Here is a 20,603-nt window from a genome sequence, read left to right as displayed (position 1 = left end):
CTTTGCTATCGCAAAGAGTGGTTTGTCATACGATGAAAACTTTGTTTCAAAATTAGCTTAAAATTGTTTGTTTTTTAACTCAGTTCTTTGTTGTGAGCAGTTTTTATTTTTCATTTCGATATTCCGAAAAGTATATTTCCATACCGATTTCGCTTAACAACTCAATCATTTTTGAGTTTAAAACAGCTCCGCCACCACTTGCATCTTTTCTAATTCCAAATCCGATATCCGCAACATATTTTCCTTTAGGTAGATTTTTTCCTTCCTTTTCTAACCACTTTTCTAATTTTTCCATTTGAGTAGGCAAGTCCCAATCATTTTCAGAAAGATATTTTATCGTTTCGAGGTTTTCTTCTTTATATATGTTTATTGACATCTACCTGCTTTTTTCAAATTGCTCACAACGTGTTATATGGAAACTATTATAGTTAGTGACCATAAATTTTCAGAATAAAAATCTAAATATAAACTCTCAATCTAATCAATTAAAATCTCCAAAATCTTTATGGCAGCCTCACTAATGTTGGTTCCAGGACCAAAAACGGCCATAGCTCCAGCATCGAACAAATATTGGTAATCTTGTTTTGGTATAACACCACCAACAACTACCATAATATCTTCTCTGCCATATTTTTTAAGTTCATCGATAACCTGTGGCACTAAAGTTTTATGTCCTGCAGCTAAGGAGGAAACACCAAGAATATGCACATCGTTTTCTACAGCTTGTTTTGCAGCTTCTTGTGGTGTTTGGAAAAGGGGTCCAATATCTACATCGAACCCAATGTCTGCATAACCTGTAGCAACTACTTTAGAACCTCTGTCATGACCATCTTGTCCCATTTTGGCAATCATAATACGAGGCCTTCTGCCATCTTGTTCTGCAAATGTATCTGCTAGTTGTTTAGCCTTGTTAAAAGATTCGTCGTTTTTAATTTCTTTACTATACACGCCAGAAAAGGATTTAATTTGTGCTTTATAACGTCCGTAAACAATTTCTAAAGCATCGCTTATTTCGCCAAGAGTTGCTCTTTCTCGAGCAGCTTCAACAGCTAAAGCTAATAAATTATTGTTCCCTTGCAAAAGGGAATCTTTAGAATTTTTAGACCACATTCTTGCAGCATCAGTTAAATTAGCTAATGCTTTTTTAACATTTTCAGAATTCCTTTCAGCTTTAATTTTGTTTAATCGTTCTATTTGTTGGTTTCTTACTGTTTGATTATCGACTTCTAAAGTAGAAATAGGATCTTCTTTATCTAATTTATATTTATTAACACCAACTATAATATCGTCGCCAGAGTCTATTCTTGCTTGTTTTCTTGCAGCAGCTTCTTCAATCCGTAATTTAGGAATACCTGCTTCAATGGCTTTTGTCATACCACCAAGTTCTTCAACTTCTTCAATTAATTCCCATGCTTTTTGAGCAATATCGTGTGTTAGTTTTTCAACATAATAACTTCCAGCCCAAGGATCTACTGTTTTGGTAATTTTGGTTTCTTCTTGAAGAAATATTTGTGTATTTCTGGCTATTCTAGCTGAAAAATCTGTTGGTAGCGCAATGGCTTCATCTAGGGCATTGGTATGTAAAGATTGTGTACCACCAAAAGCAGCAGCAGCAGCTTCAATACAAGTTCTAGCAACATTATTAAAAGGATCTTGTTCAGTTAAACTCCAGCCACTAGTTTGACAATGAGTTCTTAAAGCCAAGGATTTATTGTTTTTTGGATTGAATTGTTTTACAATTTTTGCCCATAACATTCTGGCAGCTCTCATTTTAGCAATTTCCATAAAATGATTCATGCCAATAGCCCAAAAGAAAGATAGTCTAGGAGCAAATGTATCGATGTCCATTCCAGCTTCGAGTCCTTTTTTAATGTATTCTAATCCATCTGCAAGAGTGTAAGCTAATTCAATATCGCAAGTAGCTCCAGCTTCTTGCATGTGATAACCAGAAATACTGATACTATTGAATTTTGGCATGTTCTTGCTGGTATATTCAAAAATATCTGAAATAATTTTCATGGATGGTGTAGGAGGATAGATATATGTATTACGAACCATAAACTCCTTTAAAATGTCATTCTGAATAGTTCCAGCTAAGTCTTCTGGTTTTACACCTTGTTCTTGGGCAGCAACTATATAAAATGCCATGATTGGTAACACAGCTCCATTCATGGTCATAGAAACTGACATCTTATTCAATGGAATCTGGTCGAAGAGTATTTTCATGTCTTCTACAGAATCTATGGCAACTCCTGCTTTTCCAACATCACCAACTACACGTTCGTGATCGGAATCATAACCTCTATGTGTTGCCAAGTCGAATGCGACAGACAATCCTTTTTGTCCAGCAGCTAAATTACGTCTGTAAAAGGCATTGCTATCTTCGGCAGTTGAAAAACCTGCATACTGACGAATAGTCCAAGGTCTGCGAACAAACATTGTGCTATAAGGTCCACGAAGATATGGAGCAATTCCTGCAACAAAATTTAAATGTTCAAGTTGACTTAAATCTTCTTTGGTGTAAGTTGATTTTACATCTATATCTTCAGCTGTCTTAAAAGTAGTATCTGCTAAAGTTTTATTGTTAGCTTCTTGAAGTGTTATATGTTGAATATTTTTTCTTGACATATTATTGGTTAGGCGCTTCTTGAGTTTCTTTTTTATCTATACTAATAGTATTTTCTTGGCTTATAACTGATTCTTCATTATTTGAAGGTTCTGTTCTTTCTATAATAGTTGCTGGATCTAAATCAAACAACTTTGCATAAAATAAATCTAATGCAATATAAGCTGCCATATATCTATCTTCATGTGCGTTTTTAACATGTGTTTTTAGAGGAGCACCAAAAAGCTCAGGACTCATACTGTTAGTTGAAACCAAAGCATTAAATGTTGTTTGTAAACCAACTACTTTAAAATTGCTGGCAATACATGTAAAAATATCTGCATTGTAATTAATACTATTATCGTCGTTCCAAAGGTCTTTGTCTTTCTTTAATGCTTCAAACACTTCCATGGTATGAGGTGTAACAAACTCTTCGTATTTAGCTTTGTTTGCTATTGCTTCTCTAAAATAAAACGAATGTGCTCGACGTATATTTTTGTTTTTTTTATCGTAATAGGAAGCAATGTCATCTTCAAAAGAAAGAAGGGCTTCTAAATATAATTTAGTATCTAAATTTTCGCAGATTAAAACATTTTCTTCATTTGCATACTTATAATTATTAAACGATACTGATTCTTTTTTACAGTTAAAAAGAGTAAGGCACAATACTATAAAAGTAAGTTTCAATGTTGTTTTGCTCATAGTTTTAAAATTTATTCGGTTTTTAATCTGTTTTGTTCTGTTGTTTCAGCTAGTCTTTTTTCTATAATAGGTTCGACAAGTGTTTTTCTTGGATTGGTTTTTACAAACGGATAAAGTTCTAATTCGTGCGACATTTTATCATTAGGATTTGGGTGTTTATTTGTACCTAACAAGATTTCTTCGCCATTATTAAATTGGTTTTGTTCAGTTTCTGCACTTTCTTTTATTTTTCTTTGAATAATACCTTCTTTTAATTGTTTTAAAAAACCACCATTTCTTTCAATGTCTTTAAATAAATTCAATGCTTTTTCTGCTAATTGCTGAGTTAGATTTTCAATATAATAAGTGCCATCTGCAGGATTGTTAACCTTATCGAAATAGCTTTCATGTTTTAAAATTAAGAGTTGATTTCTGGAAATACGATTGCCAAATTCGTTAGACTTATGATAAATAGCATCGTAAGCAACATTGTTAATCGTGTTTGCTCCACCTAAAATAGCACTCATACATTCGGTTGTAGTACGTAGCAAGTTTGTGTTATAGTCGTAAAGTGTTTTATTACGTTTGGTTGGAAATGCAAAAATATGGCAATCTGTAGTTATCTTATATTCTGAAGCTAAAGTTTTCCATAAGATGCGTAAAGCTCTAAGTTTAGCAATTTCGAAAAAGTAATTTGTGCCTACTGAAACATTGAAAATAACTTGAAGTGATTCTTTATTTTCTAAATGATTTAAGTATTCGTTTGTATGAGCTATTGCATACCCTAATTGTTGAATTATTGTTGCTCCAGCATTTTGATATAAGGATAAATCAACACTTATGGTTGATGTTTCTTCAGCTATAATTTCTAATTGTTTATGATCTTCTTGAATAGAAGAGAACCAGTTTCCAGTTCTAGCCAAATTACCAATAATATCTGTATGGATATAAATTTCTGCTTTAGATTGAAATTGGCTAAGTGTTTTAACAAATTCTGAATCTAAAAATTGTAGTTCAAAATATAACGAAGCAGCATAAGCATCGATACCTTCTAAAAGGGTTTTAATTGAAACATCTTTTGAAGGAATAATAAACTTAATACTTTGAGCACCTCTACTTAAGAATTCTTTAGCATAATGGTTAGATTTTTTAATATCTGAAACAAAAATAGTATCGCAAATAAGCCATTGCGATGCTTGAGAAGATGAGATACTAGGTAAGGTAGAAAACTCATCTGCATGATAGAATGGTTTTACATCTATACCTTCGTTTGTTTTCCAAATAAGAGTTTCGTTATAATCGGCACCTTTTAAATCAGCCTGAATTTTTTGTTTCCATTCTTTAGATGAAACATCGCTAAACTCATTAAATAATTTATTTTTCATCTTTCTTTACTTTAGCAATACTGTCTTCATATTCAATAATGTATATATCTTCATTTTCTTTCTTCATAAAATATTTTTCTCTAGCAAGTTTCTCAACACCTTCTTCTGTACTTAATTCTTTTATAGCTTTACGGTCTTTTATTATTTCGTTTTTATAAAAATCTTTTTCATCTTCTAATTCGTTTATATCGGAATTTAATTCATTATGAATAAGCCAAGAATTAGCATCGAAAAAAATCATCCAAACAGCAAATACTACTAATATTAAAACAAAGATGTTTCTAAAAGGTTTTAAGTATTTGTTTCTGTTTTTAGCCATTAAGCGAGTCTTTGATTGATTATAGTTTTAACGATATCTACTGCAACCGTATTATATTTATTGTTAGGAATAATAATATCTGCATACTCTTTCATAGGCTCAATAAATTGTTGATGCATAGGCTTTAAAGTGTTTTGATAACGCGAGAGTACTTCGTCTATATCTCTACCACGTTCTGAAATGTCACGTTTTAAACGACGTATTAATCGTTCGTCACTATCTGCATGAACAAATATTTTAATGTCGAACATGTCTCTTAATTCTGGATTGGTTAGAATTAAAATACCTTCAACAATCATGACTTTTCTTGGGTGCGTTAAGATAGTATCTCCAGTTCTATTGTGTTTTATAAATGAATATACAGGTTGGTGTATGTCGTTACCTTTTCTAAGTTCTTTTAAATGAGATTCAAGTAATTCAAAATCGATGGATCTTGGATGGTCGAAATTTATTTTAACTCGCTCATCATAGTTTAAATGCGAGGTGTCTTTATAATAAGAATCTTGTGAAATAACGCCAACTTCACCTTCAGGCAATTGATCTAAAATTTGATTTACAACGGTTGTTTTTCCACAACCTGTTCCACCAGCAATACCAATTATTAGCATGAATTATTATTTAAATTTAAGCACAAATTTAGTTATTTACATTTTAAATATGGGTTGTATTTCTGAAACTTAAATGTTTTTACTTTTCAGGTATTAGTTTTACAATTCCTAAGTTTTCTATCCCAACATATATAAAACCATCTGGACCTTGTTCTATGGAACGAACTCTGCCAAGACCTTCCAATATTTTTTCTTCACTTAAAACTTCATCTCCTTTTAAAATACATCTACTTACGTATTGAAATTTTAGGGATCCAACTAATAAGTTGCCTTTCCAATCGGGATATTTATCACTAGAAATAAAAGCCATGCCACTTGGAGCAATAGAAGGTACCCAATAATGAATAGGAGGTTCAATTCCTGGCAAGGTGGTGTAATCTGAAATTTTAGTGCCAACATAATTAACGCCGTAAGACACTTTTGGCCAACCGTAATTTTCACCAGCTTTTATAATGTTAATCTCGTCGCCACCTTTTGGGCCATGCTCATGAGACCAGATTTCTCCAGTCTCAGGATGTATTTTCATGCCTTGAGGATTTCGGTTGCCATAGGTGTAAATAGCTTTTTTGGCATTTGGGGTATTGTAAAATGGATTGTTTTCTGGAATGCGACCATCATCAAAAAGCCTGTAAACCTTTCCACCATCTCTAGTAAGGTCCTGAGGATTGATGTCTTCTTCGCCTCTGTCTCCAATGGTAAAATACAAATAGCCTTCTTTATCAAACACGATTCTTGAACCAAAATGATAGCCTACAGAAGTGTTTGGGCTGGCTTTATAAAGCAGTTCCTTGTTTATAAGTTGGTTGTCTTTTATTTGTGCTCTCATTATGGCAGTGTTGCAACCTTCTTCTTCACCTTCGGGAGACGCATAGGAAAAATAAATCCAACCGTTGTTTTTATAGTCAGGATGTAATTCAATATCCATAAAGCCACCTTGACCAAGAAGTTCAATTTCAGGAAGCCCTTCAATAAGGGTTTTTTTTCCATCTTTAAAATGAATAAGACTACCTTTTTTCTCAGTAATCAACATAGAATTATCTGGTAGAAAAGCAAAACCCCAAGGGATATTTAATTCAGGCACAACAACCTGATAAGTTTCTTTTGAAGCTGTTTTCTTTTTTGTTTGTGCACAAGCTAAAATGCTAATTAGGCATATAATAATATAAGAAGAATAACGTAGTTTCATTTTTTGAATGTTTAAGCTATAAATTTAAAAAATAAAAAGTTGTTTGTTGTTAAAGAAAAGCTATATATTTGCACCTCAAATTTTTGATAACTGATTCGGGGTGTAGCGTAGCCCGGTTATCGCGCCACGTTTGGGACGTGGAGGCCGCAGGTTCGAATCCTGCCACCCCGACTTTTAAAGCTGAACTTAGGTTCGGCTTTTTTGTTTTAATTATTTTGTTAATGTTTTATTAATTTAAAGGATTTTCAGCCTAAATTATTGATTTCCAATTTAGATATCAATAGTTTTGTCCAAATTATTAAAAAACATTTTTATGAGTCAAGTAAAAGAGAATGATACTGTAAAAGTTCATTACACAGGAAAATTAAGCAATGGTCAAGTTTTTGATAGTTCTGCAGATAGAGATCCACTAGAGTTTACGCTAGGTCAAGGAATGCTTATTCCTGGTTTTGAAAAAGCAGTATTAAATATGAAAGTAAACGATAAAAAAACAATTGTTATTGCTAAAGAAGAAGCTTATGGAGAAATTCAGAAAGAATTATTTCATGAAGTAAAAAAAGAACAATTGCCACAGGATATGGCTCCTGAAGTAGGAATGGGGTTAGCTTCTAAAAATCCAGATGGTTCTGAAAATCAATTTCGTGTTGCTGCTGTAAACGAAGATCATATTATAGTTGATGGAAATCATCCTTTGGCAGGTCAAGATCTTACTTTTGATCTTGAATTAGTTGAAATAAAATAATATTTTCAAAATATATTTTTAAAAAAGCCTGAGTTGATTCTCAGGTTTTTTTTATTGTTTAATTTAGTTACTTTTAATTCCTCAAATTAAATATATATGAACATTATAAAAATTGCGTCCCTATTAATTACCACACTTCTTATTGTACCAGTTATTAGTTATTTTTTTGGAACACCATTAAGTGATACAGACTTATTAGCATTAAAAACCGTTTTATATATTAATCTAGGGGTTATTATATATTGTTTTGTGATTGGAGAATTGACAGATAATAAAAGTCAAGTCGATAAATTATGGAGTTTAATTCCTATAGTTTATGCTTGGGTTATTACAGATTTTGGTAATTATTCTTCAAGATTGATTTTAATGTCTGTATTAGTTACTATTTGGGGATTAAGATTAACTTATAACTTTTCCAGACATGGAGCGTTTACCATAAAATTTTGGGAAGGAACGGAGGATTATAGATGGCAAGTTTTAAGGAGTAAACCAGAATTTCAAGCTAAATGGAAATGGACACTTTTTAATTTGTTCTTTATTTCTGGGTATCAAAATATTCTAATTCTACTTTTTACACTACCAATACTAGTAGCTTTACAATTTAACAACACACCTTTAGGTTATCTAGATTATTTGGCAGCTGGTTTTATGTTGTTTTTTATAGCTTATGAAACCATTGCAGATGAACAACAATGGAAATACCAGAGTAAGAAACATGAAATGATAAAGAATGGCGATGAGCTTACAGGCGATTATAAAAAAGGTTTCTTAGATAAGGGATTATGGGCTCTTTCAAGACATCCAAATTATTTTGCAGAACAAAGTATTTGGGTTAGTTTTTATCTGTTTAGTGTTTCTGCATCTGGACAATGGATTAATTGGAGCATAGCAGGATGCTTATTATTAATTGTGCTCTTTCAAGGAAGTTCAGATTTTTCAGAAGAAATTAGTGCTAGTAAATATCCAGAATATACTAATTATAAAAAACGAGTATCACGTTTTTTTCCAATGAAATTAAAAAGATAAAAAAGTTGAATTTCTTATTTTTAACCATATATCATTTTATATTTTTTTGCATATATTAGCCATTAATTAACCAACTAATAACAAATAAATGAAACATTTTAATAAACTAATAGTATTAGCACTAGTATTGCTAACAACAGGTAGTTTTGCACAAGAAACAAAATGGGGTATTCGACTAGGAGTAGGGTTACCTAATCTTAAAAGTACCGACGACAATATTTATAGTAAAGATTATAAAACTGTTGCAGGCTTTGATGGTGGTATCTATTTAGATTATGGTCTAACCGAAAACTTTTCTATTAAAACAGAATTATATTATGCTAGAAAAGGTGGAGAAAGAAATGGGATGCAACCTATACCACCTGCTCAATTAGACCCACAGTTATCGGCATTAACAGGTGGTGTTCCAATTTATGCAAATTTTGATAACAGAGCAGTTTTTGATTATATAGGTATACCAGTTTTAGCTAAATACGAATGGAATTTAGGTGATAAATGGGGTGTATATGCAAATGCAGGATTATATGTGGAATTTATTTTAAGTCCAAAACAAGAAACTTCTGGTTCAAGTCAGTTATATTATGATGAAGCAGGTAATATGCCAGTTCAAATAGTTGCAAATCCACAAGATCCACCAGAGAATTGGGTGTTGGTTGATCTTCCAGCACAAGATTTAACTGCAACTACAGATATAGATAGTGATTTAGCCGATATGGATTTTGGTGCTATGTTTGGAGCTGGAGTTAGCTACAAAGTTTGTGAAACAGGTGAGATTATTTTTGATATGAGAGGATCTTATGGTTTTATTCCTTTACAAAACGATACAGATACTTATGGTACTGTACACATGGGAAGCTTTACATTCTCTTTAGGTTATGCTTATACATTTAAAAGAAAAAGTAAAAAAGCAGAACCTGTTACAGAATAAAATAATATTATAGAACTTATTATAAATAAACCTTGAAGTGTATTAATCTTCAAGGTTTTTTTTGATAAATTTGGTCATGTCTCAAAAAAATAATAGTAAAAAAGGAATCTTATTACCTCCAGCTGTTGGCTACTCATTTAGAATTGTTTTTGGTTTAATCTGGGACAATAAAATTTCTTTTCGTTATTATATTAGGCTTATTATTATATTAATTATTAATTTAATAAACTTCCCCTTTAGAACTTACGAACGTCTCTTTATCAACCCGAAGTATATAAAGCAAAATGTTAAAAATCATCCTATTTTTATATTAGGTCATTGGAGAAGTGGTACCACACATTTACATAATTTGCTTTGTCAAGATGCACAAATGGGTTATACAACCACGTTTCAAAGTGTATTTCCAGATACTATTTTTAATTTCTTTGGAAATTTCTTGTTTGAAGGATTTGCTAAAATATTAATCCCAGGAAAAAGAGCAGGAGATAATGTGGTTTTAGGGACAAAATTACCTCAAGAAGAAGAGTTTGCATTGGGAGATAAAACACCTATTAGTTTTTATTATTTCTGGATGTTTCCTCAAAAAATTAAAGAATATTATTACCGATTTATTCAGTTTAAGAGAGTTGATTACAGTCAATTAGAGCATTGGAAAGTTAACTATAAATTGCTAATTAATAAATCTCTGAAAAACACGAATAAGGAAATTTATCTTTCTAAAAACCCTCCAAATACAGGAAGAATTAAGGTGTTGTTAGACATGTTTCCCGAAGCAAAATTTATTCATATTCATAGAAATCCAGTAGAAGTCTTTTTGTCGACACATAATTTTTTCTCAAAGATGTTGCCACATTTGCAATTGCAAAATATGCCTAAAGAGGAAATTGATGATATAGTTTTAGATTTATATAAAAATTTGATGAGTGATTATTTTGCTCAACGTGACCTAATTCCTAAAGAAAATCTGGTGGAAGTGTCTTTTGATAATCTTCAGGAAGATCCAATGAAAGTGCTAAATAATATTTATAAAAAATTGAATCTATTAGGTTTTGAAGCAGCTGAGCCTAAATTTAAAACCTATATTGAAAGTAAAAAAAGTTATAAAAAGAATACGCATAAAATAACTAAAAGTCATTTAGAGACATTAATGACTTCTTGTAAATTTGCTTTTGAGGAATACAATTATAATATTCCAGAAAATATAGAAATTATAAATGATTAAAAATTGTTTTAAATATAGTTGGTTGCTTTTTATTTTGATGTTTCAAAATGTGTTGGCGCAAGAAGATTGGGAAATGGTTAAGGAAGAAGATGGTATAAAAGTTTATACGAAACCAGTTAGTACATCAGATTTTAAGGCTTTTAAGGCTACAATGACTATAGATGAAAGTATTCAATCATTTCTTTCGGTTTTATATGATATAGAAGGACTTACAAGTTGGGGTTATAAATTGGAAGACGCTTCATTGCTTAAAAAATCTGGAGATTCTCTTCAAATTTATTATGCTGAAGCTAAAGTGCCTTTTCCATATAAGAATAGAGATGGAGTATATGCAAATACTTTTAAATGGGATGCTAACGCCAAAATACTTCATGTTGAAATTAAACTTCTAGATAAATATATTGCTGAAAAAGAAGGTTTAGTAAGGTTAACAGGAAAAGGATATTGGAAAGCTAAAGTTTTAACTTCTGGAAAACTTGAAATTGTTTTCGAAATGGAAGTAGATCCAGGAGGAGGAATTCCAGCTTGGATGGCCAATATGTTTGCAGATGATTCGCCTTATTATACGATGTTTGAACTTCAAAAAGTGGTTAAAAATAAAAAGTATCAGAATAAGACCTATAGTTTTATTAATTAGTCATTAATTTTTCAACTTCAAATTCTTCATCTTTAAGACCTTGATCGAATTTTACGTTTTTCATAACAATTTTTGTGGAATGATTTTTTTGTAAATCTTCCATTAATACTTCTTGAGCATACCAGTAGTTTCCTTTTTTAACATATTTGTAAGTAGCCAGTTTTTCATAGGCTTTATCTTTATCAAAAAATGCCATTTTTACTGGGTAATTATGTTTTTTATCTATAGAAATAACAATTTTAGAATAAGTTGTCTTATTTGTTTTAGGTGTTAATTCTAACATGTATGTGTCTGGTTTATCAGATTTAAGCAATTTAGGAGTATACCTTTCACTATAAGGCGTGCCACTCATGTCTTCATAAGAAAAATCTGTTCCAGTAAAAGATTGGTTTTTACTTAATAACGAAATCTTTATTGGCTTCCCAAAAGATGGCATATAAAGCCACATAATATCTCCAGGAAGGCTTAATGTAGCAATGCCAGCTTTTTTCTCAGGCTTGGTATATCTATACATTTTTCTATCTGTTCCTTTTTGTTTTAAAATAGCTTCACGTACTTTTTCGTCTTCATATTTATTAGTAACTGTCATTTCTACAATTGCTATTTTATCTTTTGGTGCAGACATAAGATTGTCCATATTTTGTAATAAAGTTTCAGCATTTTGTGCTTTAATTGAAACTGGAAATACAAGCAGAATAAAGGTTAGCGTAGATAATAATTTAAAGTTCATTTGAGTATTTATTTAATATGTTTTTTGTTTACTAAAATTAAAATGGCTGGAAGCAAAGTAATGGCTCCAAGTCCAGAACTTATCATGCTAATAGCAATAAGTAATCCGAAATATTGCAGAGGAACCATATCTGAAAAAACCAACATTAAAAAGCCAGCAGAAACTGCAATAACATTAATAATAATGGCATTTCCACTTATTATGATTGATTCTTTAATGGCAGTTTTAAAATTTTGCGTGTTTTTAAACACATGATTGAAATGTGAAATAATATGAATTGAATAATCGATTCCTATTCCTAAAGCAACACTTGCTACTAGAACCGTTGCAATATTTAATGAAATACCAGATAATCCCATAACTCCAAAGAGAATTAATATGGCTGCAATAATTGGAATAGAAGCATAAAAACCACTTTTTAATGAGCGTAAAATAAGTCCAACTATAAAGATGACGAATATAATGGCTATAGATATGCTTCCCATTTGACTGTTTATTAAACTTTGATCCATAGTGATATCTACAAAAGGCATTCCAGTTATTTCAATCTGACAGTTTTCGGTTGAATTTTCTTTAATAAAAGCATTCATATATTCTGCAAACACTTTTTTAGATTGATTGTCTGGCGATTTGAATTTCGAAATAATAATGCCTTCAACTAAGTCATCACTGACAAATCTCTCTAAAGCTTCGTTACCATCTAATAAAAACCAAAGTTGTTCAATTTGTACAGGATCTTCAGGAATATCTCGATTTCCAGTTATAGCAAAATTTAATTCAGAAATTAAAACAGCAATAGACATAGACGTATAAATATCTGGACTTTGCTCCATATATTCAGCTGTCTTTTGCATGGTTTTTAAAACTTCTGGACTTTGCATGTTTCCTTTAAATAAAACAAATACAGGTTTGGTGCCTCCAAACTTATCAACCATTATTTTTTCGGCTAATCTGGTTGGATTATTTTTTTTAAAGTACTCTTGGATATCTACACTTCGTTTAATGGAAAACAGACCAAAGATGCTTGTGGCTATTAGCAGAATCCAAATAACTAAAATACGTTTTGGGTACTTAAAGAGGAGTTTGTTTAAAGGTTCTAAAAGATAGGTGGTAATAGATGAATTGTTTGGATTTTTTATTTCTGTAGTTACCTTTTTTGTCTTTTTAAAAGACATGATGGCAGGAACAAAAAAGATTGATAATAGGCAAGCAAATAAAGTTCCTAAGGCTGTGAAAATGCCAAAATCTACTATCATTTCTAAATAGGCTCCAAAGATAAAAGATACAAAACCAATCATAGTTGTTGTGGCTGCTAAAATTACTGGAACCAATACATAGGCTAGAGCAGTTTGAACAGTATCACTTCTATTTTGAGCATGAAGTTGGTTAATTCTGTTAATAACATGTATGGCATAAGCGCTTCCGATTGCTAATAAAATGATAGGAATATTATTGGAAATCATAGACATGCTAAAGCCTAAAAATGCCATAAGGCCTAAACTCCAAACTATAGAAATAACGGCTGTTAAAAGTGGTAAAATAACTCCTGAAATAGTTTTAAAACTAAAGAATAAAATAAAAGCAATAACTAAAAAAGCAAGAGGTAATAATCTAGTTAGATCACTTTTCATTAACTCTGAAATATAAGTAACAAGCATTGGAGAGCCTGTATAATATAGTGTTTCTGGTAAATTGAGCTGTTTTGTTTTATCTAGAACATTTTTGGCAACGGCATTGACATTGGCTTCGTCTTCGAGATTAAAAATGATTAAGGTTGAGGTTTCGTCTTCAGACACAATAGTGCCTTTATACATATTATTTGAAAGAATGTTGTTTCTAAGTGTTTGAAACTCTTCAGGACTTGTAGGTAATTCAAATTCATCGACAAGTCTACCAACTTCAATACCATAATCACTTCCTTTAATATTGATAATGTTTGTTAAGCTTGAAACAGAGGCTATACCATCTATTTTTGAAAGAGAATCGGTTAAAATCCTTACATGCTCCAGAACTTTTGTTTGATAGATATTATCTGTTTCCAAGATAATAACTCCCATATTATTGCCACCAAAATTTTTGCTAATGTGCTTTAAAAGTTTCGCATTTTTATCGTCGTCTGGTAAAGATTTAATAATGTCTGCATCAATGGTTAAGTTAGATAGTTGAAATCCGAAGAAGCAAGTACTTATAATTACCAAGATTATGGTAATCCATCTAAAAGAGATTATTTTTTTGTAGATATTATTGCTGTTAAATGCCATATTTTAACGAATCTGAATCGTAGAATCAATATATAAATATCGTGAATTTATTTAGTTTAAAGTACAAATGGATTACCATATTTTTGGAATAATAGCTTTTCTGTTTTTTGGATAATCATCAAAATATTCTTGATACCATTTATGATGTTTTAAAGCTCTTGGTAGTAGGTTCGCTACAGTCCAGATTAGGAAGCATGTAGCTGGTAAATTCCAAGCCATTATTGCAAAACCTGTCCATTGAAACATCTCACTTAAATGATTTGGACAAGAAATATATTTAAACAAAAAACCATTAGGAATTTTGTAGCCTACTTCGTTAGGTTTCCTTAAATTAATTAGAATGTTATCACTAATTTGATTTGTTATGAAGCTAAGTACAAAAATAGTTAGTCCTAAGTAAAACGTCCAATTTTCAAAAGCTAATTCACTATAGTTTTCAAAATGTGCTAAGAAATAACCATTTAATCCTGCATTTATAAAATTGAAGAAGATGGCTGAAAACACTATGGTTAATGGCATTTTTTTTCCTTTAGTACGTATTCTAAAAGGAAAGATAAATGTTCTGTTAAAATAATGTATAAGCCAAAAAATGCTAAGAAATTGTGCGTAAGAACTCTGACTAAAATTTAAATAGAAATATAAGATAATTGCAAAAGAAGGTAGTTCCATTAGAATCCAACCTAATTTATTTGATATTTCTGGTCCCCAACCTTTTTTAATGTGTCTGCCATAAGGTGCAGTAACAAATTGTAATAATATAAATGTAGCAATTCCAATAATTGCCCAAATAATACAGATGGAATTAAATTGTTCTAAACTCATGTTTTGTTTTCTGTTTTAAACCATGTAATTAAATCACCAATCGTGTTTTTAATTGGTCTAATATTATGGTTTAAATCTTTAATTGCTTTAGACGAATCTACGTTTTTTGGTGCTTTTTTTAAGATAACTAAACTTTCTCTTGTTACTGGCCACCTCATCTTAAATAGTATATTGAAAACATATAAAATAGGACTTAAAAAAATCAAAAACCCTAATGGAATAATTATAGGATTTCTTTTTTTGTTAGTAATTGCAGCTATGTCTTTCAAGCTATAATAATTGCCACCAACTAAATAAACCTCACCAGTTTTTCCTTTTTTAAAACTATTAATTATGGTTTGAGAAACATCTCTAACATCCACTAAATTATATCCTCCAGTTGTTAATGCAGGAATGCTACCATTATACATGTCAAGAATAGTTTGACCAAAATGCGAAGGTATATAATCTGGAGGACCAATAATAGAAGTTGGTCTAATTATAAATGCATCTAATTGCTTTTTGTGTACAGCATTTAAAACATTTTGCTCAGAAAGTGCTTTGGTGTAACCATAAAGAAAATCGGTTTTTGTTTTATAAGGTCTGTTTTCATCAAAAACAGCATTGTTTTTAGTTTCTGTAACAGCATTTGAAGAACTAATATAAATTAATCGTTTATTTTTATTCAAACTGGCTTTAATGGCGACTTCGGTTCCATGAACATTTGTATTGTAAACAATATCTCGATCTTTATCACCTATAGAAATGATACTTGCAGAGTGAATTAGGATGGATGTGTTTTCAATAAGTTTTTCAATGCAATCCTTATCTGTAACGTCACCTTTTATCCAAGTTAAATTTGGATGATTTATTTTAGGAATGGTATTCCTATATAAAGCTTTAATGCTAAAATCTTGTTCTAAAAGAAGTTGAATTAAACAAGTTCCTAAATGACCACTTCCTCCAGTAAGGCTTATTTGTTGCTGTTTTGTCATTTAAGGAAATATAGAATATTTAGTTTTAGCCAAAGTAACTAAATAACATATTAAGTCAAAATATATAATTGAAATGAAATAGTTTTTATATGTTAAAATATCTATAATCCATAAGGTAAAATCATTTTTTTTGGTTATATTATAGTAAGTCAATTTATTAACTTAAAATTATATTAAAGAACATGGGAAAAGAAAGTAGTACGTTATTAGGAATATTAGCTGGAACAGCAATTGGTGCAACTTTAGGAATATTATTTGCTCCAGATAAAGGGTCAAAAACAAGGCAAAGAATTGCAGATGAAGCAGCTACAGTAAGAGATAAAATGTCTGAAGGAGCAGAACATTTACGAGATAAAGTAGCAGATACGGTTTCATCTAAAAGAGAAAGTTTAGATGAAAAACTAGATCATATTATAAGTGACGCTAGTCATAAAACGGAAGATGTTATAACTTCATTAGAAAAAAGGTTGAATGATTTAAAAGCTAAAAATAAGAAATATCAAAAATCTTAATCTGAATGAATATTTTAGAAACAATTAAAGAAACATCTGGTAAGATGGCAGATGCAGGAGAGACGTATGTTAAAAAAACAGAGGAATATTATAAATTAAAGGTATTTCAACAAATTACTGTCTCCATAAGTTTTGTTACAAAAGGACTTATTATTGGAGGTGTCTTATTTTTAGCATTATTTTTTCTAGCATTTTCGTTAGCATTTGCCATTGGTAAATGGTTAGATAGCCTAGCTTTAGGCTATTTAATTATAGCTGCTTTATTTTTAATTATAACAGTTATTTTATATTACAACAGACATGTTATAAACAAAAAAATTATTCAAGCACTTTCATCTAAATTTTTTGATTCTTAGACTATGAAGAAATATCAATCTTTTGAAGATATAGAAGCAGATTTAAAGCGACTAAGCTTGGAACGTAAAATAGCATTAGAAGAAATGAAACTTCTTAAAAGCGAGTTTAAAGAAGGTTTAAAACCAACAAATTGGTTTACAACTGTATTAGCTGTTGCAGGCAAATATGGTTTTTACGTGCTATTGAAGAAATTTTTAAAGTAATTCTTCGAATTAGCTCAGTACAGGTTTAAAGCAACTAAATGTTTTACACAATAATAAATATCAATAGAACCATAATAACTGTTAATAACTTATAAGTAAGGTTTTGTACAAAAAACCTACTTTTGTTCTATTAAAATAAATAGAAAAATGTCTGAAACAATAGAAAAAGTAAAGTGTTTAATAATAGGATCTGGACCTGCAGGATATACTGCAGCTATATATGCTGCCAGAGCAAATATGAAACCTGTTTTATACCAAGGAACGCAACCAGGTGGACAATTAACCACAACTAACGAGGTTGAAAACTTTCCTGGTTATCCAGATGGGATTACTGGACCAGAAATGATGATGGAATTACAAAAACAAGCTGAACGTTTTGAAACAGATGTTCGTGATGGTTGGGTAACTAAAGTTGATTTCTCTGGAGATGTACACAAAGTTTGGGTAAACGATACTAAAGAAATACATTGTGATACAGTTATTATTTCTACAGGAGCTTCGGCTAAGTATTTAGGATTAGATTCTGAACAAAAATATTTAAAACTTGGTGGAGGCGTTTCTGCTTGTGCTGTATGTGATGGTTTCTTTTACAGAAATCAAGAAGTGGTGATTGTTGGAGCAGGAGATTCTGCTTGCGAAGAAGCACATTACTTATCTAAATTGTGTAAAAAAGTAACCATGTTGGTAAGACGCGACGAGTTTAGAGCATCTAAAATTATGGCTGCTCGTGTAAAAAACACTCCAAATATTGAAATATTATTTAATACAGAAACAGATGAAGTTTTAGGAGATGGACAAGTAGTTACAGGAGTTCGTGTATTTAATAATCAAACTCAGGAAAAACATGAGATTCCAGCAACTGGATTTTTTGTAGCTATAGGTCACAAACCAAACACAGATATCTTTAAAGACTTTTTAAACTTAGACGAAACAGGATATATTATAAACGTTCCAGGAACTTCTAAAACCAATATAGAAGGTGTTTTTGTTTCTGGTGATGCAGCAGATCATGTGTACAGACAAGCAGTTACAGCAGCAGGAACAGGATGTATGGCTGCTTTAGATGCCGAAAGATGGTTAGCAGCAAAAGATTCTACGTTTGAAGTTTCTACTTCGACGTATAACTAATTAGGTATATTTATAAAATATAGAAACCGAAACAAATGTTTCGGTTTTTTTGTACCTTGTTGTCACTTTCCCCAAGAAATTATTAGTAATATTTTATTAACACCTAAACTCAAAAATATGAAACAACTATTTTTTGCTCTGTTATTTTTATTTTCTTTTTCAGTTTTTTCTCAAGAATCTGTAAAGCCTGAACCACCACCACAAAAAAATGTTACAAATACGTATCATGGTATAACATTAAATGACCCTTATCAATATCTCGAAAACCTAGATGATCCTAGTGTTGTTGCTTGGATGAAGGATAACACTAATTATGCAAATTCAATTCTTGATAATATATCAGGAAAGCAAGAAATACTTGATAAAATGTTGGAGCTTATTAATAGAACTACTGCAGCCATTGGAAGTTTAAGAATAACAGATGATAATACTTATTTTTATTTAAAGAGAGTTCCAGGTGAAGAAATTAGTAAGATGTATAAACGTGATGGTTATGATGGAAATGAAGTTTTGTTTTTCGATCCGACACAATATAAAAAAGAAGAAGGAACTTATACGGTTTCAAGTATTACTCCAAATATTAAAGGTGATAAAATAGCAGTTTCTGTTTCAGCTGATGGTTCTGAAAACCCAGAATTACTCATCTTTAAAAAATCAGGAGAACAATTTAATGAGGTTTTGCATCTAGCCAGTGGAATTTCATGGCATAAATCAGGAGATAGTTTCTTTTATAATAAACTAAATTCAGCCGATTTAAAAGATATGAACAGACAAATATATACTTCAAATTATGTTCATAGAATAGGTACAGATCAATCTTTAGATGAAAAATATTTTTCAAAAGATGATTATGGTCCATTAAATATTTTTGAGTCTGAGTATCCTTATATTTCTTATTCAAAGGAGGCAAATAAGAATTTTTTGTTTACAAGCTCAGTAGATAAGAACTCAAAATTATATGTAGAGGATTTTAATATTCCTAATAATTGGAAGCCTATATTAACAAGAGAAAATAAAGTTACTAGTACAACATTTAATTCAACAGATGTTTATTATTTGACTTATAATGAAGCACCAAATTATAAAATTGTTAAAGCGCCAATAAGTAGTCCAGAATTTTCAAATGCTACGATTGTTATAGAAGAATCTAAAACAGAGAATATAACTCAAATTGCAACGTCTAAAGATGGTCTATATTATTGTACTGTAAAAAATGGAGTAGAGGCAAAAGTGTATTTTTTACCTTCAAACAAAACAATTCCTATTGAATTAGGACTGCCTTTTACAGCAGGAAGTGCTAGTGTTTCAACTAGAGGAAGTGATTATAGTGAGGTATGGGTAAATATATCTGGCTGGACCTCACCAAACAAAAGGTATTTATATAATGCTGAAAACAATACGTTTACCTATGAACCTTTATCTACTCCAGCTGAATATCCAGAATTAGAAAATCTTGTTGCTAAAGAAGTTATGGTGAAATCTCATGATGGAGTTATGGTTCCTGTATCAATTATTTATAATAAAGACATGAAAATGGATGGTCAAACTCCTGCAGTTATGTATAGCTATGGTTCTTATGGGAATTCTACTAGTCCATTTTTCAGTCCTATAACATTGGCTTATACTATATATGGAGGTGTTTTGGTAGTTCCACATGTTAGAGGAGGAGGCGAACTAGGAGATGCTTGGCATAAAGCTGGGCAAAAACTTAACAAACCTAATACCTGGAAGGATGCTATTGCAACAGCAGAGTATCTTATTGATGAAGGATATACTTCGGCTGATAAACTCTCGTTTTTTGGTGGTAGTGCTGGTGGTATTTTGGTTGGAAGATCTGTTACCGAACGTCCTGACTTATTTGTTGCAGCATCTCCAATGGTAGGAGCCATGAATACTGTAAGAATGGAAGAAACACCAAATGGTCCAGTTAATACGCCTGAGTTTGGAACTGTTAAGGACCCTGAAGAGTTTAAAGGACTGTTAGAAATGGACTCTTATCATCATTTAGAACCTGGAACAGATTATCCAGCTATGTTAATAACTGCTGGAATTAATGACCCTCGAGTTATAGCTTGGCAGCCAGCTAAATTTGCTGCTAAAATGCAGCATGATAATGCAGGAGATTCTCCTATTTTATTTTTGACTGATTTTGATGGTGGTCATGGTGGTGGAGTTGCATTAACTCAAGCATTGAATAACTTTTCAAACATTTTTACATTCTTTTACTGGCAATCTGGTCATCCAGATTTTAAACTTAAAGAAAAAGTGAAAAATTAA

Annotated in this window: 21 protein-coding genes and 1 tRNA gene; 11 read left to right on the top strand and 11 right to left on the bottom strand. The window is 31.0% G+C overall.

Annotation, left to right across the window (positions count from 1 at the left end; all coding sequences use genetic code 11):
* Positions 1-103: 103 nt before the first annotated feature.
* From LX78_RS14070 to LX78_RS14040, 7 genes are all read right to left on the bottom strand, one after another.
* Positions 104-376, bottom strand: coding sequence for a hypothetical protein (locus LX78_RS14070; RefSeq protein ID WP_109683417.1), 273 nt, complete (start codon positions 374-376; stop codon positions 104-106).
* A 101-nt stretch (positions 377-477) separates the two neighbouring features.
* Positions 478-2,628 (bottom strand): methylmalonyl-CoA mutase, encoded by a 2,151-nt coding sequence (gene scpA / locus LX78_RS14065; protein ID WP_109683416.1) that lies wholly within the window; start codon positions 2,626-2,628, stop codon positions 478-480.
* Position 2,629: 1 nt separating this feature from the next.
* Positions 2,630-3,307, bottom strand: a complete 678-nt coding sequence (locus LX78_RS14060) for a hypothetical protein (RefSeq protein WP_109683415.1) — start codon at positions 3,305-3,307, stop codon at positions 2,630-2,632.
* Positions 3,308-3,318: 11 nt separating this feature from the next.
* Complete coding sequence (locus LX78_RS14055) at positions 3,319-4,671, bottom strand: methylmalonyl-CoA mutase subunit beta (protein WP_109683414.1); 1,353 nt, start codon at positions 4,669-4,671, stop codon at positions 3,319-3,321.
* Positions 4,661-4,990, bottom strand: a complete 330-nt coding sequence (locus LX78_RS14050; RefSeq protein WP_109683413.1) for an FtsB family cell division protein — start codon at positions 4,988-4,990, stop codon at positions 4,661-4,663. The genes LX78_RS14055 and LX78_RS14050 overlap by 11 nt, the downstream gene beginning before the upstream one ends.
* Positions 4,990-5,598, bottom strand: coding sequence for a uridine kinase (gene udk, locus LX78_RS14045; RefSeq protein ID WP_109683412.1), 609 nt, complete (start codon positions 5,596-5,598; stop codon positions 4,990-4,992). Before udk ends, LX78_RS14050 begins: the two co-directional genes overlap by 1 nt.
* Before the next feature lie 79 nt (positions 5,599-5,677).
* Positions 5,678-6,784 (bottom strand): PQQ-dependent sugar dehydrogenase, encoded by a 1,107-nt coding sequence (locus LX78_RS14040; protein WP_109683411.1) that lies wholly within the window; start codon positions 6,782-6,784, stop codon positions 5,678-5,680.
* 96 nt (positions 6,785-6,880) lie between these two features.
* Here LX78_RS14040 and LX78_RS14035 point away from each other — a divergent pair.
* From LX78_RS14035 to LX78_RS14010, 6 genes are all read left to right on the top strand, one after another.
* A tRNA-Pro gene (locus LX78_RS14035) sits at positions 6,881-6,955 on the top strand.
* Positions 6,956-7,097: 142 nt separating this feature from the next.
* On the top strand, positions 7,098-7,526 hold the full coding sequence (locus tag LX78_RS14030) for an FKBP-type peptidyl-prolyl cis-trans isomerase (RefSeq protein WP_109683410.1): 429 nt from the start codon (positions 7,098-7,100) through the stop codon (positions 7,524-7,526).
* Positions 7,527-7,622: 96 nt separating this feature from the next.
* Complete coding sequence (locus tag LX78_RS14025; protein WP_109683409.1) at positions 7,623-8,552, top strand: DUF1295 domain-containing protein; 930 nt, start codon at positions 7,623-7,625, stop codon at positions 8,550-8,552.
* A gap of 88 nt (positions 8,553-8,640) precedes the next feature.
* A complete protein-coding gene (locus tag LX78_RS14020) occupies positions 8,641-9,480 on the top strand; it encodes a porin family protein (protein WP_109683408.1) in 840 nt (279 codons plus the stop codon).
* A gap of 76 nt (positions 9,481-9,556) precedes the next feature.
* The gene (locus LX78_RS14015) at positions 9,557-10,702 is read left to right on the top strand and encodes a sulfotransferase family protein (RefSeq protein WP_109683407.1); all 1,146 of its coding nucleotides are present in this window, start codon (positions 9,557-9,559) and stop codon (positions 10,700-10,702) included.
* A complete protein-coding gene (locus LX78_RS14010) occupies positions 10,695-11,339 on the top strand; it encodes an SRPBCC family protein (protein ID WP_146192592.1) in 645 nt (214 codons plus the stop codon). The genes LX78_RS14015 and LX78_RS14010 overlap by 8 nt, the downstream gene beginning before the upstream one ends.
* Here the strand turns inward: LX78_RS14010 and LX78_RS14005 are convergent.
* From LX78_RS14005 to LX78_RS13990, 4 genes are all read right to left on the bottom strand, one after another.
* Positions 11,332-12,069 carry an outer membrane lipoprotein-sorting protein gene (locus LX78_RS14005; protein WP_109683405.1) on the bottom strand — a complete coding sequence of 246 codons (738 nt, stop codon included), beginning with the start codon at positions 12,067-12,069 and terminating at the stop codon, positions 11,332-11,334. The genes LX78_RS14010 and LX78_RS14005 overlap by 8 nt on opposite strands.
* A gap of 8 nt (positions 12,070-12,077) precedes the next feature.
* A complete protein-coding gene (locus tag LX78_RS14000; protein WP_109683404.1) occupies positions 12,078-14,330 on the bottom strand; it encodes an efflux RND transporter permease subunit in 2,253 nt (750 codons plus the stop codon).
* A gap of 72 nt (positions 14,331-14,402) precedes the next feature.
* Positions 14,403-15,152 carry a DUF1295 domain-containing protein gene (locus LX78_RS13995; protein WP_109683403.1) on the bottom strand — a complete coding sequence of 250 codons (750 nt, stop codon included), beginning with the start codon at positions 15,150-15,152 and terminating at the stop codon, positions 14,403-14,405.
* A complete protein-coding gene (locus LX78_RS13990; RefSeq protein WP_109683402.1) occupies positions 15,149-16,126 on the bottom strand; it encodes an NAD-dependent epimerase/dehydratase family protein in 978 nt (325 codons plus the stop codon). The genes LX78_RS13995 and LX78_RS13990 overlap by 4 nt, the downstream gene beginning before the upstream one ends.
* Before the next feature lie 182 nt (positions 16,127-16,308).
* Here LX78_RS13990 and LX78_RS13985 point away from each other — a divergent pair, with 182 nt between their 5' ends.
* The 5 genes from LX78_RS13985 (at position 16,309) to LX78_RS13965 (ending at position 20,603) form a co-directional block, all read left to right on the top strand.
* Positions 16,309-16,638, top strand: a complete 330-nt coding sequence (locus LX78_RS13985; protein WP_109683401.1) for a YtxH domain-containing protein — start codon at positions 16,309-16,311, stop codon at positions 16,636-16,638.
* A gap of 5 nt (positions 16,639-16,643) precedes the next feature.
* Positions 16,644-16,994: a hypothetical protein gene (locus tag LX78_RS13980; protein WP_109683400.1), complete on the top strand. Its 351-nt coding sequence runs from the start codon at positions 16,644-16,646 to the stop codon at positions 16,992-16,994.
* A 3-nt stretch (positions 16,995-16,997) separates the two neighbouring features.
* Positions 16,998-17,198, top strand: a complete 201-nt coding sequence (locus tag LX78_RS13975; protein WP_109683399.1) for a DUF6327 family protein — start codon at positions 16,998-17,000, stop codon at positions 17,196-17,198.
* Between the two features lie 147 nt (positions 17,199-17,345).
* On the top strand, positions 17,346-18,326 hold the full coding sequence (gene trxB, locus LX78_RS13970) for a thioredoxin-disulfide reductase (RefSeq protein WP_109683398.1): 981 nt from the start codon (positions 17,346-17,348) through the stop codon (positions 18,324-18,326).
* 117 nt (positions 18,327-18,443) lie between these two features.
* Positions 18,444-20,603 carry a prolyl oligopeptidase family serine peptidase gene (locus LX78_RS13965; protein WP_109683397.1) on the top strand — a complete coding sequence of 720 codons (2,160 nt, stop codon included), beginning with the start codon at positions 18,444-18,446 and terminating at the stop codon, positions 20,601-20,603.

Source organism: Xanthomarina spongicola (assembly GCF_003148645.1).
Lineage (GTDB): Bacteria > Bacteroidota > Bacteroidia > Flavobacteriales > Flavobacteriaceae > Xanthomarina > Xanthomarina spongicola.
This window is presented reverse-complemented; position numbering and strand designations above follow the sequence as displayed.

Bases quoted from the DNA above. Each gene is read 5' to 3' on its own strand.
- LX78_RS14070 (WP_109683417.1), bottom strand. From the start codon at position 376: ATGTCAATAAACATATATAAAGAAGAAAACCTCGAAACGATAAAATAT.
- scpA (WP_109683416.1), bottom strand. From the start codon at position 2,628: ATGTCAAGAAAAAATATTCAACATATAACACTTCAAGAAGCTAACAAT.
- LX78_RS14060 (WP_109683415.1), bottom strand. From the start codon at position 3,307: ATGAGCAAAACAACATTGAAACTTACTTTTATAGTATTGTGCCTTACT.
- LX78_RS14055 (WP_109683414.1), bottom strand. From the start codon at position 4,671: ATGAAAAATAAATTATTTAATGAGTTTAGCGATGTTTCATCTAAAGAA.
- LX78_RS14050 (WP_109683413.1), bottom strand. From the start codon at position 4,990: ATGGCTAAAAACAGAAACAAATACTTAAAACCTTTTAGAAACATCTTT.
- udk (WP_109683412.1), bottom strand. From the start codon at position 5,598: ATGCTAATAATTGGTATTGCTGGTGGAACAGGTTGTGGAAAAACAACC.
- LX78_RS14040 (WP_109683411.1), bottom strand. From the start codon at position 6,784: ATGAAACTACGTTATTCTTCTTATATTATTATATGCCTAATTAGCATT.
- LX78_RS14030 (WP_109683410.1), top strand. From the start codon at position 7,098: ATGAGTCAAGTAAAAGAGAATGATACTGTAAAAGTTCATTACACAGGA.
- LX78_RS14025 (WP_109683409.1), top strand. From the start codon at position 7,623: ATGAACATTATAAAAATTGCGTCCCTATTAATTACCACACTTCTTATT.
- LX78_RS14020 (WP_109683408.1), top strand. From the start codon at position 8,641: ATGAAACATTTTAATAAACTAATAGTATTAGCACTAGTATTGCTAACA.
- LX78_RS14015 (WP_109683407.1), top strand. From the start codon at position 9,557: ATGTCTCAAAAAAATAATAGTAAAAAAGGAATCTTATTACCTCCAGCT.
- LX78_RS14010 (WP_146192592.1), top strand. From the start codon at position 10,695: ATGATTAAAAATTGTTTTAAATATAGTTGGTTGCTTTTTATTTTGATG.
- LX78_RS14005 (WP_109683405.1), bottom strand. From the start codon at position 12,069: ATGAACTTTAAATTATTATCTACGCTAACCTTTATTCTGCTTGTATTT.
- LX78_RS14000 (WP_109683404.1), bottom strand. From the start codon at position 14,330: ATGGCATTTAACAGCAATAATATCTACAAAAAAATAATCTCTTTTAGA.
- LX78_RS13995 (WP_109683403.1), bottom strand. From the start codon at position 15,152: ATGAGTTTAGAACAATTTAATTCCATCTGTATTATTTGGGCAATTATT.
- LX78_RS13990 (WP_109683402.1), bottom strand. From the start codon at position 16,126: ATGACAAAACAGCAACAAATAAGCCTTACTGGAGGAAGTGGTCATTTA.
- LX78_RS13985 (WP_109683401.1), top strand. From the start codon at position 16,309: ATGGGAAAAGAAAGTAGTACGTTATTAGGAATATTAGCTGGAACAGCA.
- LX78_RS13980 (WP_109683400.1), top strand. From the start codon at position 16,644: ATGAATATTTTAGAAACAATTAAAGAAACATCTGGTAAGATGGCAGAT.
- LX78_RS13975 (WP_109683399.1), top strand. From the start codon at position 16,998: ATGAAGAAATATCAATCTTTTGAAGATATAGAAGCAGATTTAAAGCGA.
- trxB (WP_109683398.1), top strand. From the start codon at position 17,346: ATGTCTGAAACAATAGAAAAAGTAAAGTGTTTAATAATAGGATCTGGA.
- LX78_RS13965 (WP_109683397.1), top strand. From the start codon at position 18,444: ATGAAACAACTATTTTTTGCTCTGTTATTTTTATTTTCTTTTTCAGTT.